Below are 14,700 nucleotides of genomic sequence, written 5' to 3'. Positions count from 1 at the left end.
AAAAGGAATACATTATGAAAACGCTCATTGGTACCGCTATTTGTGCTGCCTTAGTCTTCAGCAGTGTTTCTATGGCCGCCATGATGTCCGACACGGTCATGGTGGGAGGCGCATCTATGCTCCCAAGCAAAAATATTATTGAGAATGCCGTGAACTCCAAAGATCACACCACTTTGGTTACCGCGGTTAAAGCTGCGGGGCTGGTTGATACCCTACAGAGTAGCGGGCCATTTACTGTGTTCGCGCCCACCAACGCCGCGTTTGCAAAATTGCCCGCCGGTACGGTTGAAAATTTGATCAAACCAGAAAATAAAGCCCTGCTCACCCAAATCCTGACCTATCACGTGGTAGCCGGGAAGTACGATATGAAACAGCTGGAGAGTAAAATTAAAGCCGGTGGCGGGACGGCTGAGCTGAAAACTGTCAACGGCCAGCCATTATGGATTATGAATAATGGGCCACATAATATTCAGCTTAAAGATAGCAAAGGTAACATCGCCAATATCAGTACCTATGATGTACAACAGAAAAATGGTGTGATCGATGTGATTGATACAGTCCTGATGCCTAAATAAAACCCGTCTATACTGGGTGCAGTCTCTCACTGCATCTGACGGTTTTTTAGGGATTGGCACATGAATGAATGTTCTCTGGAACAACAGATTGGACTGATCGATGCGATTGCTCAAGGCGATCAGTCCGCTTTTGAACAGCTTTACCGGCTGACTTCCCCTCGATTATTTGCCGTCGCCTTTCGCATGTTGCGTAGCCATGCCCGGGCAGAAGAAGTGTTACACGACAGTTTCCTCACGGTCTGGAACCGAGCGAGTCATTACAATGCGCAACTCAGCGCGCCACTGACCTGGTTGACCCATATCGTGCGTCACCGGGCTATCGATCTGATGCGAGGCAGTGATAATCGCCTGCAAAGACTGGACGATGCCGAAACCGATTCTCTCACCGATAACTCGCTGACACCTCTGGCAAAATTGCAGCAAGACACGGAAGCTAAGCAGCTGGCTGACTGTCTGGCACATCTACCGGCCGAGCAGCGGCAAAGTATTATGCTGGCTTATTATCAGGGACTTTCTCACGGGGAAATCTCGGCTCATTTACAGCAACCACTGGGTACAATAAAAAGTTGGATACGTCGTGCCCTGGATCACCTCAAAGGCTGTGTAGGCTTATGAAAAACAGACGCGAATATGACTCAGCCCTAGCCGCAGAGTATGCGTTGGGCACTCTGCGCGGACTGGCTCGGATGCGTTTTGAGCGCAGAATCCGCCGAGATCCACGACTGGCGGCGGATGTTGCCAGTTGGCAAAGCTTGTTTACTCAACTCGATAATCAGCTCGCGCCTTTAGAGCCCCCGGAGCTTGTTTGGAAGCGGCTCGAGTTACAATTACCGCCTCTCAATGTCCGCCATATTAAACGAAACCCTTGGTCTTATGTCGGCTGGGCTGTCGCCGCGGGCCTTGCGGCAATATTGCTCATTCCGCGTTTATTGGTCGAATCCCCGGTGACCACCCCCGTGGCCGTATTATCCAATAGTCAGCAAAGTAGCCAATGGGTAGTCAGTCTGGAAAAATCGACTCGCAGTTTGACATTAACACCATTGAATCCGGTCACCATCAGTGACACGAATAGCCTTGAATTATGGAGTATTCCTACTGGTGGAAAGCCACATTCGCTAGGATTATTAAATACTCAAGGCCCAACACAATTGACACTGGCTGAAAACCAGTTAACTGGTCATTCATTACTGGCAATCAGTTTGGAGCCCCATGGCGGGTCGCCCACCGGCCAGCCCACCGGTGCCGTTTTATTCAGCGGACCATTACAAAATCTATAATTTCTTCTATCGGAGGCCACATATGCAAGACTGGGATCCTGACTTATATCGCCAATTTGAAGCAGAACGCACCCGCCCCGCTCACGACCTGCTAGCACATATTCAAGCAGCAGCACCGCGGCGTATCAGTGACTTAGGCTGTGGGCCAGGTAATTCTACGCAATTGCTGCACGCGCGTTTTCCTGATGCCCAGCTGGTCGGCATTGATAATTCGCGAGCCATGTTGCTCAGTGCACAACAGCGCTTACCTGATTGCGCTTTTCTCGAAACCGATATCCGCCAGTGGCAACCTTCAGAGCCGCAAGACCTGATTTATGCCAATGCATCGTTACAGTGGCTCACTGACCACCAGCAACTCTTCCCTTATCTGTTTTCTAAACTGGCGGCCAACGGAATATTGGCTGTTCAGATGCCGGATAATCTTGATGAACCCAGCCATAGGGCAATGCGGGAGGTCGCCGAAAACGGCCCATGGCAGCAAACGCTACAAGAGGCTGGCGCTGAGCGGGCAAAAGTGCTCACTGCCAATCAGTATTATGATTTACTGGCCCCTCATGCTGAGCAAGTCGACATCTGGCGCACCACCTATTATCACCCTATGCCCTCGGCGCAGGCGATTGTCGATTGGCTACGCGCAACCGGTTTACGCCCTTTTCTTGAGCCGCTTTCTGAATCTATGCGTTTAGATTTCCTGCAAGATTATCTGGCCATTATTGACGCAGCATATTTACAACAAGTTGATGGCCGGCGTTTACTCGCGTTTCCGCGCTTATTTATTGTTGCCCGAGCACGACAATAACCCTTTGAGTATGCCGGTTAAATTAACTTTCCGGCATACTGGACAATATTGCACAATAAAATAGTCAATGAAGAAAACTATTTATATTTATAATAAAAAATACCTATAAATCATACCAATAGGTATTATTGATTGGACGCAATAATAAGAATGATAATATTTCAGTAATGAAACACTAAATGACACTTTAAAACACATTGAGCAATGAGCTATTTAATTGATAGGCACTATCTGCCCTACAAAATTAAATATCTTTGTTATACTTATCGCGGTGAAGAAATTGGTAATCAACTCAATAAAGGGATACCTATTATGAGTACAGCAAAACTGGTAAAAGCAAAATCTTCCGAACTCATCTATACACGAAATGACGTTGATGAACATACAAAAGAGCTTACGATTAAGCTATTAAATGAGCTGGTTATTCAGTTTATCGATCTGTCACTTATCACCAAACAAGCGCACTGGAATATGCGTGGGGCGAATTTTATTGCGGTCCACGAAATGCTGGATGGTTTCCGCACCGCCATTAACGATCACCTCGATACTTTTGCAGAACGCGCAGTTCAATTAGGGGGGATTGCACTCGGTACAGCACAGCTTGTGACTGAAAAAACCCCATTGAAGAGCTATCCAACTCGTATTCATAGCGTGCAAGATCATCTGAAAGAGTTAGCAGACCGCTATGGTGTGGTGGCAAACTTTGTGCGCAAAGCCATCACAGAAGTCAAAGATGAAGATAGCGCGGATATGTTTACTGCTGCGTCACGCGATCTGGATAAGTTCCTGTGGTTCCTCGAAGCCAATCTTGAAGATCAGCGGTAATATCGCCGATAGATTTCAAAGCGCAGGAAAAGATTAACTGAAAACAGTCAACATTCCTGTCATTTGAAGAAAATGAGACAGAGCCGGTTATCCGGCTCTGTTGATGAAGAAAACCCCTCACTTCCCTCCCAGCTCCTTTTTTCAAACCAAAATCCGATACAGTTAACAATATTGTTACATGACTGTGAGCTATAGATTGTTTATTATTGACTCTATAGTTAATAATAAGTAAACCATTGAATGGTTGCACCAAAATGATATTTTTGCACCATTTTGGGGTATCAATTTGGTGCAGTGATTGCAGCCTAAGTATTTGGCTACTAATTACTTAGAGAAAAGTCTCTATTTTTAAATAACTTGCATTTCTGGCACGTTTTTTTCATATTGCACACTGAAACATAAAAATGGATCCCCATGCCCCACGTCATTGAGGTTGCAGTTTGACTGCAATATCGACAACAAAGGGTATATCCACAAAAGCACAAAGGAACTCCCACTTATGAAGTCACTTGTCAAAGTTTCATTGGCCGCTCTCGCGCTGGCCTTTGCCGTTAGCTCCCACGCCGCAGAAAAAGAATTGATTGTTGCCACAGACACCGCTTTCGTCCCTTTTGAGTTCAAACAAGGGGATAAATACGTCGGTTTCGATATCGACTTATGGGATGCCATCGCGAAAAAACTGGATCTGAAATACACCCTGAAACCAATGGATTTCAGTGGCATCATTCCTGCGTTGCAAACCAAAAATGTGGATCTGGCACTGGCTGGGATCACTATCACCGACGAACGTAAAAAAGCCGTCGATTTCTCTGATGGCTATTACAACAGCGGCCTGCTGGTGATGGTCAAAGCGAATAACAACGACATCAAAGGCGAAGCTGACCTTGCAGGCAAAGTGCTGGCAGTGAAAAGCGGCACCGGCTCTGTCGATTACGCTAAAGCTAACATCAAAACCAAAGACTTACGCCAATTCCCAAATATTGATAATGCCTATTTGGAGTTAGGTACTGGCAATGCTGACGCGGTGTTGCATGACACACCAAACATCCTTTACTTCATCAAAACTGCCGGTAATGGCCAGTTCAAAGCCGTGGGCGACTCCATTAAAGCTCAACAGTATGGTGTAGCATTCCCACAAGGCAGTGACCTGCGTGAAAAAGTGAACGCAGCGCTGAAATCCCTGAAAGAAGACGGCACTTACGCTGCAATTTATAAAAAATGGTTCGGCGTAGAACCTAAGTAATTTATTTTTGCCGTTTTTAGACCAGGAGAATATCCATGCAGTTTGAATGGAGCGCTATTTGGCCCGCCATCCCAATCCTGCTTGAAGGCGCCAAGTTAACCCTATGGATTTCGGTCCTGGGGTTGCTTGGCGGCCTGATTATTGGGGTTATAGCAGGTTTTGCCCGCGCTTATGGCGGTTGGCTGAGCAGAAATATCGCATTAGTATTTATTGAGTTAATCCGCGGCACGCCAATTGTGGTGCAGGTGATGTTCATCTACTTTGCGTTGCCGATGATGATGCCCGTGCGCATCGATCCTTTCTCAGCAGCCGTTGTGACGATCATGATTAACTCAGGTGCCTATATTGCGGAAATCACTCGTGGTGCGGTGCTGTCTATCCATAATGGGTTCCGTGAAGCCGGTTTGGCGTTGGGCTTATCCAAACGCGATACCTTGCGCTACGTGATTGCGCCTTTGGCTCTGCGCCGCATGCTGCCCCCATTAGGTAACCAATGGATCGTCAGTATCAAAGACACCTCACTGTTTATCGTGATTGGCGTAGCCGAACTCACTCGCCAAGGTCAGGAAATTATTGCCGGTAACTTCCGCGCCATGGAAATTTGGAGTGCGGTTGCGGTTATCTACCTGATAATCACCTTGGCTCTGAGCTTTGTTCTGCGCCGGTTAGAAAGAAAGCTGAAAATAATATGATTGAATTCAAAAACGTCTCCAAACACTTTGGTAAAACCCAGGTGCTCCACGACATCAATCTGAATATCACCAAGGGAGAAGTGGTGGTCATTATTGGTCCCTCCGGCTCGGGTAAATCCACCTTGCTGCGGTGTATCAATAAGCTGGAAGTCATTACCAGTGGTCAGTTGATTGTTGATGGCCTGGATGTCAATGATCCCAAAGTGGATGAACGCCTGATTCGCCAGGAAGCGGGGATGGTGTTCCAACAGTTTTATCTCTTCCCGCATTTAACTGCGCTGGAAAACGTGGCATTTGGCCCAGTTCGTGTGCGCGGGGCTTCTAAAGAAGCCGCCAATAAACTCGCGATGGAGCTGTTGACCAAAGTTGGGTTGGAAGATCGCGCCCATCATTACCCGGCGGAGCTATCCGGTGGCCAACAGCAGCGCGTGGCTATCGCCCGGGCGCTGGCGGTAAAACCTAAACTGATGCTGTTTGATGAGCCGACCTCGGCACTGGACCCTGAATTGCGTCATGAAGTTTTGACCGTAATGAAAGATTTGGCCGAAGAAGGCATGACCATGGTCATCGTCACCCACGAAGTGGGCTTTGCGCAAAAAGTGGCATCACGCTTGATCTTTATTGATAAAGGCCGGGTAGCGCAGGATGGTGACCCAGATAGCTTGATTTCAAATCCACCTAGTGAACGTTTACGGGAATTCCTGCAACACGTTTCCTGATATGTGCTTTATTATTATGACGTTAACGTCGTGATGTAAAATAGAGATGGCGGGTATCTTCACTGATATCCGCCATTTTTTATGCTAACAGTCGGTTATACATGAGTTTGCTGATTCTTGACCTGAGAAAACGCCGTCATCAGCTTCACCACATCCTGCATCCCAATATTCACCTGATGAATAACTTCACCGGCATCTTGGGTCAGCGTGACCCCGCCTCCAGCCTGCTCAACACAAACCCCCATACCCTTGATGGCCGCCATCACACCATTCTGAATAGTCTTGGTCATATGCTCGATTTCAGTGGCCGCCTTACGCGAGCTTTCTGCCAGAATCCGCACCTCACTGGCCACCACAGAAAAACCTTTGCCATGTTCACCTGCATGGGCAGCTTCTATTGAAGCATTGATTGCCAATAAATTAGTTTGCGAAGAGATTTTGCGAATAGCTTCCACGATGGTGCCGATCTCTTTCGAGCAACGTCCTAACTCACTGATAACACCCGAAGTTTCGCGTGCTACAGACTCCACTTCCTGCATGCCGCGCACCGCCTGCTGAACAATCTCCGCCCCTTGTGATGCAGATCGGTCCGTGGTTAATGACAAATGGTGTACATCACGAATCAGATTTTCTTCATGTTCCTGCTGCAACATCAATTGGGTAATATCCTGCGCAATCTTCACCACTTTTAGCACTTGCCCCTCTTTATCCATAATCGGGTTATAGCTCGCCTCCAACCAGACCCGCTCACCGCGGCTATTCACGCGCTCAAAGCGCCCAACAATAAACTCACCTTGAGCTAACCGCTGCCAATGCTGACGATATTCATCTGAGTGCGCAAATTCAGGGGGACACAAAATCTGATGAGACTTATGCCGAATATCGGCCAGTGAATAACCAATAACATGTAGCAAATTATCATTAGCATCCAAAATAATGCCCTGCGGCGTGAAAGTAATCATTCCCATTGAACGATTAAGCGCAGCCAATAAACTCTGGTGTTCCTGAGATTGCACAATACGCTCAGTCACATCACTGGCGATCTTAATAATTTCCACCACTCGCCCTTGATTATCGAGCACCGGCGTATAGGTTCCTTGCAGCCAGATAATAGAACCATCTTTACGAATGCGCTTAATATTATCGGTAATAGGCCGCCCTTCATTGAGCAATTGCCAGTGACGACGATAAGCATCACTTTGCACATAATGCGGGTCACAGAACAGTTTATGATGCTTCCCGAGCACCTCTTCCCACTGGTATCCCATTGCTTGTAAAAACAAGACATTAGCGTGTTTTACTGTGCCATCCGGTTTGAAAATAATCATCGGGACTGCACTGTCAATCGAGGTCAGTTCAGCGCGTGGAGAGGCATGAGATGAGCTGAAATTGAACAACATAAGTCGCGTCCTTATGGTGAAAGATTGGGCTGCAAATAAGTCATGTGACCATCAACGTGTTTGCACGACAAAAACCAGAAAATCAGAATAGAATTTTCTTTAAGTTTTCTTCTTCACCCTGGACGATGAGATAGTTGGTTAATAAAGATAAACACAGAAAAAAATCAAAATAAAACCTACACTTGTCGGCTATTGTGCCGACTAAGAATTATCTTAATTAGCATAGCCGAAAGTATTTAGATTGACAGCCAACTGAGCAATATTGAAATAAAATAGTAGAAAATAGGGCAATATCCAGATAATTGAATATTGCCCATAGACGGCTGGTAAACGCATACAGCCAACCCCCCTGCGGCGCCAAGGGCGGAGAAGAGTATCCCCAAAGTCATTGGTGTTGCAGGTCGGCGGCAAGTAAACGCATCCCGATGAGCTGACAAAGGTCAGTGATTCGGGTAAGTGCATGCAGCCAACACCCCTGCGGTGCCAAGGGCGGAGAAGAGTATCCCCAAAGTCATTGGTGTTGCAGGTCGGCGGCAAGTAAACGCATCCCGATGAGCTGACAAAGGTCAGTGATTCGGGTAAGTGCATGCAGCCAACACCCCTGCGGCGCCAAGGGCGACGGGGATTACCAGCGCTCAGCTTTCCAGGCGGCCTGCTGCTCCGGCGTCAGGAAAGTCCATGCCACAAACCGGCTTACTTTCTGCCCCTGTGCCATATCAATGGTACGAACTTCTACCGCATTGGCATAACGTAGAGCATGATAAATAGCCGGTAATGTGGTTTTTTTCGAAATAAGCGAAGTAAACCAGAAGCAGTTTTGCGCTTTCGTTGCGCTCTCTGCCACCATGCGGCTAACAAAACCTTCTTCCCCACCCTCACACCACAACTCGCTATTTTTTCCGCCAAAGTTTTGCACCGGTTTGGCTGCCACTTCACCTTTACCCAATTTATGCAATTTACGGCGGGTAGTTGCGGCCGCTTCTTCTGCTGACCCGTGGAACGGCGGGTTACACAATGTGGCATCGTAACGTTCATTCACCGCCAGAATGCCTTCGAAAATCGCCTGCGGATCTTTTTGTTGCTTAAGTCGCAGAGTATTTTTCAGTGTTGGATTCATGGATACCACCATCTTCGCCGCACTGAGGGCTTGCGAGTCAATGTCAGTGCCGGTGAAACGCCAGCCGTATTCCCGTTGACCAATAATCGGGTAAATGCAATTGGCACCGACGCCAATATCCAGCACCGCAATATTCTTACCTTGCGGGATAACACCGTCATTGCAGCTGGCTAATAAATCAGCCAGATGATGCACATAATCCGCGCGCCCAGGAATGGGTGGGCACAAAAAGTCTGCTGGAATATCCCAATATTCAATGCAATAGAAATGTTTTAACAATGCCTTGTTCAGCATTTTTACCGCCAGCGGGGAGGCAAAATCGATAGAAATATCACCGTAGGCATTCGGGGCCAAAAAAGGGATTAATTCAGGACAACTGACTGAAAGCGCATCAAAGTCATAACGCGAGCGATGACGGTTGCGCGGATGCAATCCACTTTTTTCTTTAGGGAATACTTTTTTGTTTTCCATCGTACTGACTCTCTGATAGGCATTTTCTGGCGCGTAAGATAGCATAAATTCGTGTTAAACGGGTCAGCAGCAAAAGAGAGTGCTCGCTGCCAGTCGATTTATCTCCAACCAGAATGTCGGTTCAATACCCCCGCTCTGGCCCCCTGTGACCATCATGCCATGTAGGAATGTATGAGTACTGAAAACTATTATTACTACGAACCCGCTGCCGGCCATGGTCTGGCGCATGACCCACTGAAATCTATTATTAGCCCACGCCCCATTGGTTGGATCTCTTCGGTAAGCAATACCGGGCAGCGCAATCTTGCACCTTATAGTTTCTTTAATTGCTTTAGCGACCGCCCACCTATTATTGGTTTTTCCAGCAGTGGCTGGAAGGACAGCGTGGCGAATATCACACAGACCGGCGAGTTTGTCTGGAATCTGGCAACCCGCCCACTGGCCGAGGCGATGAATAATAGCTCGGCTTCTCTGCCGCGGGATCAAGACGAGTTTCTGTTTGCCGGATTGACTCCCAGACATGGTCGCCGCGTCAATGTTGATTGTGTCGCTGAAAGCCCGGTAAATTTTGAATGTAAACTGACCCAATGTATTCAGCTAAAAAATGCTGAAGGGGCCACAATTGATAACTGGCTAGTATTAGGCGAAGTTATCGCCGTACATATTAATCGTGAACTGATCAATGCTGAGGGGATTTACCAAACGACTGCCGCCCAACCCATTTTACGAGGTGGTGGCCCCAGTGCTTATTATCAGATTGCCGATAATTTACGTTTTGACCTGTTACGACCTGAGGGCAGGCAATCCCGGTAATTATCAATCAAATATTTTGAATAATTAACTCAATTCTATCCGGTTTTAAAATCTCTGCAAGGGCGTAATATAGCTTCCATCGAAAGGGAACGCCCTTTCAACCTTAAAATCGAATAGGAATACATCATGAAAAACATCAAAAATTTCGTTGCAGTTATTGCCCTGTCTACTCTGTCTTTTGCTAGCTTTGCCGCAGAACACATCAACAGCCAGGATGCGGCAAAATTAGAACAAGTCGGCGTTATCTCCGTCAGTGGCGTCACTGACCTGAGCAGCTTGAAAGCACAACTGGCTGAAAAAGCAGATGCGGCCGGTGCTAAAGCTTTCACTATTACCTCAACAACCGGTAATAACTTGATGCACGGTACTGCGACTATTTATAACTAATTGATATTTATCTAATATTACAGTAATGCTAGCGGATTTTATTGAGTTTTAGTATTTCTGCAAGAGAAAAAGCCCATCAGCCAACCTGATGGGCTTTTTTGTGAAGACAGCACGTAACTTACTGGAGGCGGGCATTTATAGCACGGGCAAATGCGCGGCACATGGCGTCATCACCCTGCTGATTGTCAGCCAACTGCTCATCCCCATCAACTATCCGCATCGTCACGTTTAAGTCAAAGTCTGCTGCCTGTTGTGGGCGCATTGCCGCCAGTTCAATTGTTTTTTGGGCTTCATCCCAAGCTTCCTCAACGGTTTGATTACAAACCTTCGCCAGATAATCTGGATTGAAGCCTTCCCCTGTCAAGCTGCGTAATGTCTGATCGTGCGTGACACTGTTGCCGGGACGCCAATAATGCTCGGCGAGATCTGGGCCGATAGCTGGATTGTCCGTCAAATAACCATCACGTTTGAGGAAAAATGCTCGCGTTTGTTCTACCGCCATCAATGCCAATAAATAACCTTGATAGGAGCAAGCAGACTCCATTGATAACAAATGCGGAATCGCCAATGTCGGGCGTGGGCTGCCACTGACACCCAGAATTTTTAATTCAATGTCTCGAGCTAACTGAGTTATCGCTTCTGGTGTGCGTTGTTCATCATCCCACTGATAAAGTTGCCATTCAAAATAGGGCACTAATAAAATATGCCGATCATTAAAAGCTCGCATGGGTTGTCGCGCCTGAATGCTTTCCTGAATCAATGTATCGGGAATCGATTCGCCCTGACTGTTTTTAGCATAACGTTTTAACCAATCGGCATCATCAAGCAAACTATCGCAGAACATGGATTGCGTTTCTGCGTAGGCCATTGAGGTTGGAGGAAATTCTTGTGAAAAACAGGGGGCATTTTGCACAATATTAGAAAAATGGGCCGCATGCCCACCTTCATGAAATAAGGTATTTAGCCCCGACGCCCCACTCCCGACCTGATCGGGTTTAGCCAAACTGGTGAAATTAATGCGCGCCGGGATCCAGTGACCTTGGTCGACAAAAGGCGGCACTGGCCCATGCATAAAACCATTTTCATATTTTCCTTTACGCACCAGCAGATCCAAATTCATCTGTGCGCCGCGAAAACCAACATGCAGCCGCTTAAAACTATTAACCCAGCGGTCAAGTGACTCGGCAAAGGGGAAATAAGGATCGAGTAAGCGGGTGACATCTCCCCCGCTGGCAAAGCGAATATTCCACGGTTCCAGCGTTTCAGCGCCTTTTTCCTCAACGAGTTGCTGCAAACTACGCAAATTAGCCTCGCGAGTTTGTGCTTCGAAACGGTCCAAAATGGCAAATAACTGTTCCGGTGTCATCTGCTCGGTTTTATTCACTTTGTAATCAAAGTAATTGCGATAACCCAATTTCCGCGCAAAACGATTACGCAAACTAATTAATTCTGGCAAGCCATTGTGCAATAGCCATTGCTCCAACTCCCGCAATGCCAAGTGCGAACTGTGCCGACATTCTGCATTCTCATTGGTGCCCTGATTGGTCAATAATTCACCCAGGGAGGCGAAAACCCGCTCACCGGCAGCATTTATATGGGTTAGAGTGAAGTTTTTGCGCCGTTGGTAAAGGGATGATTCTGCGGCAATAATTTCATCAAGTAGGGTTTGTGTGTTGGGATCTTCAATAGCATTACAATCAAAAAAGCGGTACCACCCTTGTAACCCGTGCAGTAATGCATCGCGATCCGCGCTGGGTGGCTCGTTTGCCAACAGGGCAGTCAAGTCACGCAATTCTTTTAAGCGGTGGCTTTGTGCAATAAAACGCTTATAAACACTCTCAGCTGCAGAGAATTGCTGAGCAATACCCTCCCCACCCAACCCCATATAATTCAGCCAAAAAAGATCTTCTTTGGCCTGATGGACAGCCCGATAATCCTTGTTCAGGGCAGTAAAGTAGTCCAAAGCTTGTCGCATAGCATTCCTTTTCAGCAATCATTCGCCAACATCAATTCAAGTTAGTAAAAAAACAAAGAATATTCAGCCTAACACCCTAAAAAAAAGACAACAATACATAATCACTTAAAAAAATAAATTGTTTAAAATCAATTGATAATAAAAAATATGAACATAAAAAAACCATCACAAATACAATAACAACTCTAGCCATTAAAAACATAAATTAACCATACCTTATATCTACCAACTGAATGATAGTAATGTCTTATAAGTCATTAATCTGTTGCCGTGCCTGTTCGACAGTTTCCGCCCGCCCAACCGCCACCAAACAGCAAGCAAGCTGTTTTTGGATAGAATCTGGAATGGGCACCACACCGGCCAAACAATCTTCAATCCAGCGGGCGGTAATGGCGGCCTCTTTCGACGAGGGTAATGCCAGCTCGGTGGATTCTGGTTGGCGCTCCAACAAAATTTGCTGCTCACCATTATTGATATAATGGATGGGTGGGCAACGTAATGGGTTGGCATAAACCTCCCCTTCAGTCCCTTGCTGTAACAGGGCCGGAGCGCTGATAGCCTGGAAGAAACCGCCGACTTTTTGCATATATTCTGGATGAGAGACACTGGCAAGGCGCAGCGCTTGATCGTGAACAAATGGCGTTGCCAACTTTGCCAATGTATGACTGCTATTCCGCACCCCCATACGCCAGCGTTGCTGTAATTGCTCGTCTAATTGAGCGGACAGCGCTGAAACAGGAATAAACACCGGCAGCCCATTATCCAGGCGCTGTTGAGCCTCTATTGCGCTGTGTGACCAAGGGATGTTCAGGTGTTGGAAAACCTCGGCACTGGTCACTCGGCTACTGTCCTCTGTCACACCGTGCACCACCACCGGCAGCCCAAAACGGGCTAGCAATAACGCCAATAATGGAGTGAGATTGGCCTGTTTACGCGCGCCGTTATAACTCGGAATAACCACGGGTAACGGGCGATTTTGCGGTGCCCGCAGTGACATGACCTGTTCCTGCATCGCCTGATAAAAACCCAGAATCTCCTGCTCAGACTCACCTTTAATACGAAAGGCAATCAGAATACCCCCCAGTTCCAGCGCCGGTACTTGTCCAGCTAACATGGCTTTATACAGTTCATAGGCGGTCGCCTGATCCAGATCCCGGGCATGATTTTTACCACGCCCAATCTCTTTGATAATTTTGCTGTAATCCATGGTGCGGTATTTCTCCTCTCAATGTTCCGTAACTCTATACCCGTCATCCTGTAAGTTGCATCTGTTGGCTTTATTACTCGGCCCATCTATGAAGCTCACACTGCAACTCAAATTATTTAGGGTATAAATAAGTTGAATATTCCTGAAACTTTATCACTGATGGTGATAAGTATGCTCGGAATTGTTACCACGGTGAATGTGGAGTAAAGGCCCCGACCAAGGCATCAATGGCAACCCTCAGCCGGGCGGGCATCACGCCCCCTTTTAGCCAGACGACATTGATAGGCAACCCCGGCCCAGTGCTACCCGGCAAAATCTCTTGTAACTGCCCCGATCTAAGCGCATCGCCCACTAACCAGCGGGGTAACAAAGCAACCCCCTGCCCAGCCAATACTGCTGTCGCGACGGCTGCCAGATTGTCAAACCTCAGCCGACTGACTGGCGACATCCAATGAATTTGCCCGTGGTTATCCCATAGCCGCCAAGGTTCATTATGGCCATTTTGTAATTGGCCAATCGTGCGATGCTCGGTGAGTTCTTGCCAGTCTTGCGGATAACCATAAGCAGTGAAATAGGCCGTGCTGCCGCACAATACCTGCTGCTGCTCGCCTAATTTGCGCGCTGTCAGACCGACAGCATCACCGGTTTCGCCAATCCTAACCACCAAATCAATACCCGCTTCGGCAAAATCTACCCGTTGATTAGAAAACAGCGCTTCAATTTCCAGCGCGGGATATTTATCGGCCAAAGTGAGCAGTACCGGCAGCACCCATTGTTGTCCAAACAATACCGGCAGTGAAACTCTTAACCGGCCACTTGGTGCAACAGCCCGTGCAGCCAACTGTGTTGTTGCCGCATCAAGGGCAGCTAAAGCACGAACGCAATCGGCATAAAAAATGCGGCCCTCATCAGTCAAAGATAAACTGCGGGTGGTTCGCTGGAATAAGCGCACTGATAACCGCTCCTCTAGCCGCGCAACGGCTTTACCGACGGTTGACCGAGAGAGCCCGAGTTGCTCTGCTGCGCGGCTAAAACCCCCCGCATCGACCGCCTGTACAAATGCCCGGATACCATTGAGACGTTCACTGGAAATCATCACGGCCTCATTATTGGGTTATTGATGAATTGTGGCTATTGGATAAATAATATCGCCAATTAAAGGCCAAATTGCCGCCACAAGCCCTAATTATTCGCCAGTAT

The 14,700-nt window shown here is 47.4% G+C and carries 15 protein-coding genes; 10 read left to right on the top strand and 5 right to left on the bottom strand.

Translation table 11 applies throughout. The features are described from left to right. Window positions 1-14 precede the first annotated feature (14 nt). From DX162_RS13085 to glnQ, 8 genes are all read left to right on the top strand, one after another. A complete protein-coding gene (locus DX162_RS13085; RefSeq protein ID WP_004388698.1) occupies window positions 15-575 on the top strand; it encodes a fasciclin domain-containing protein in 561 nt (186 codons plus the stop codon). 60 nt (window positions 576-635) lie between these two features. Beyond that, a complete protein-coding gene (locus DX162_RS13080; protein ID WP_004388697.1) occupies window positions 636-1,190 on the top strand; it encodes an RNA polymerase sigma factor in 555 nt (184 codons plus the stop codon). Continuing rightward, window positions 1,187-1,852, top strand: coding sequence for an anti-sigma factor (locus DX162_RS13075; RefSeq protein WP_032818980.1), 666 nt, complete (start codon window positions 1,187-1,189; stop codon window positions 1,850-1,852). Before DX162_RS13080 ends, DX162_RS13075 begins: the two co-directional genes overlap by 4 nt. Before the next feature lie 22 nt (window positions 1,853-1,874). Further along, window positions 1,875-2,651, top strand: a complete 777-nt coding sequence (gene tam, locus DX162_RS13070; RefSeq protein WP_004388695.1) for a trans-aconitate 2-methyltransferase — start codon at window positions 1,875-1,877, stop codon at window positions 2,649-2,651. Window positions 2,652-2,963: 312 nt separating this feature from the next. Next, entirely contained in the window at window positions 2,964-3,476 is a 513-nt protein-coding gene (dps, locus tag DX162_RS13065; RefSeq protein WP_032819092.1) for a DNA starvation/stationary phase protection protein Dps, read from the top strand. Between the two features lie 499 nt (window positions 3,477-3,975). Then, the gene (gene glnH / locus DX162_RS13060; protein WP_004388693.1) at window positions 3,976-4,719 is read left to right on the top strand and encodes a glutamine ABC transporter substrate-binding protein GlnH; all 744 of its coding nucleotides are present in this window, start codon (window positions 3,976-3,978) and stop codon (window positions 4,717-4,719) included. Window positions 4,720-4,754: 35 nt separating this feature from the next. After that, window positions 4,755-5,411, top strand: a complete 657-nt coding sequence (gene glnP, locus DX162_RS13055; protein WP_005168189.1) for a glutamine ABC transporter permease GlnP — start codon at window positions 4,755-4,757, stop codon at window positions 5,409-5,411. Beyond that, window positions 5,408-6,130, top strand: a complete 723-nt coding sequence (gene glnQ / locus DX162_RS13050) for a glutamine ABC transporter ATP-binding protein GlnQ (protein ID WP_032818979.1) — start codon at window positions 5,408-5,410, stop codon at window positions 6,128-6,130. Before glnP ends, glnQ begins: the two co-directional genes overlap by 4 nt. Before the next feature lie 95 nt (window positions 6,131-6,225). Here the strand turns inward: glnQ and DX162_RS13045 are convergent, their stop codons facing one another. Further along, window positions 6,226-7,530: a methyl-accepting chemotaxis protein gene (locus tag DX162_RS13045; RefSeq protein WP_004388688.1), complete on the bottom strand. Its 1,305-nt coding sequence runs from the start codon at window positions 7,528-7,530 to the stop codon at window positions 6,226-6,228. A 625-nt stretch (window positions 7,531-8,155) separates the two neighbouring features. Then, on the bottom strand, window positions 8,156-9,118 hold the full coding sequence (gene rlmF / locus DX162_RS13035; protein WP_169311118.1) for a 23S rRNA (adenine(1618)-N(6))-methyltransferase RlmF: 963 nt from the start codon (window positions 9,116-9,118) through the stop codon (window positions 8,156-8,158). Between the two features lie 171 nt (window positions 9,119-9,289). Between rlmF and DX162_RS13030 the strand changes: the two genes are divergently transcribed. After that, window positions 9,290-9,931 (top strand): flavin reductase family protein, encoded by a 642-nt coding sequence (locus tag DX162_RS13030; protein ID WP_004391491.1) that lies wholly within the window; start codon window positions 9,290-9,292, stop codon window positions 9,929-9,931. A 126-nt stretch (window positions 9,932-10,057) separates the two neighbouring features. Further along, window positions 10,058-10,318 carry a multiple stress resistance protein BhsA gene (gene bhsA / locus DX162_RS13025; RefSeq protein ID WP_004391492.1) on the top strand — a complete coding sequence of 87 codons (261 nt, stop codon included), beginning with the start codon at window positions 10,058-10,060 and terminating at the stop codon, window positions 10,316-10,318. Between the two features lie 118 nt (window positions 10,319-10,436). Here the strand turns inward: bhsA and DX162_RS13020 are convergent, their stop codons facing one another. The 3 genes from DX162_RS13020 to DX162_RS13010 form a co-directional block, all read right to left on the bottom strand. After that, window positions 10,437-12,293, bottom strand: a complete 1,857-nt coding sequence (locus DX162_RS13020) for a M3 family metallopeptidase (protein WP_004391493.1) — start codon at window positions 12,291-12,293, stop codon at window positions 10,437-10,439. A gap of 247 nt (window positions 12,294-12,540) precedes the next feature. Beyond that, window positions 12,541-13,500, bottom strand: coding sequence for a DNA-binding protein YbiB (gene ybiB, locus DX162_RS13015; protein WP_004391495.1), 960 nt, complete (start codon window positions 13,498-13,500; stop codon window positions 12,541-12,543). A gap of 184 nt (window positions 13,501-13,684) precedes the next feature. Further along, the gene (locus DX162_RS13010) at window positions 13,685-14,596 is read right to left on the bottom strand and encodes a LysR family transcriptional regulator (RefSeq protein WP_004391496.1); all 912 of its coding nucleotides are present in this window, start codon (window positions 14,594-14,596) and stop codon (window positions 13,685-13,687) included. Between the last annotated feature and the right edge of the window lie 104 nt (window positions 14,597-14,700).

Origin of the sequence: Yersinia kristensenii, from assembly GCF_900460525.1 — a bacterium.
GTDB classification, from domain to species: Bacteria; Pseudomonadota; Gammaproteobacteria; order Enterobacterales; family Enterobacteriaceae; genus Yersinia; species Yersinia kristensenii.
The sequence above is the reverse complement of the archived record's forward strand: the minus strand, read 5'-3'. Positions and strand labels throughout refer to the sequence as shown.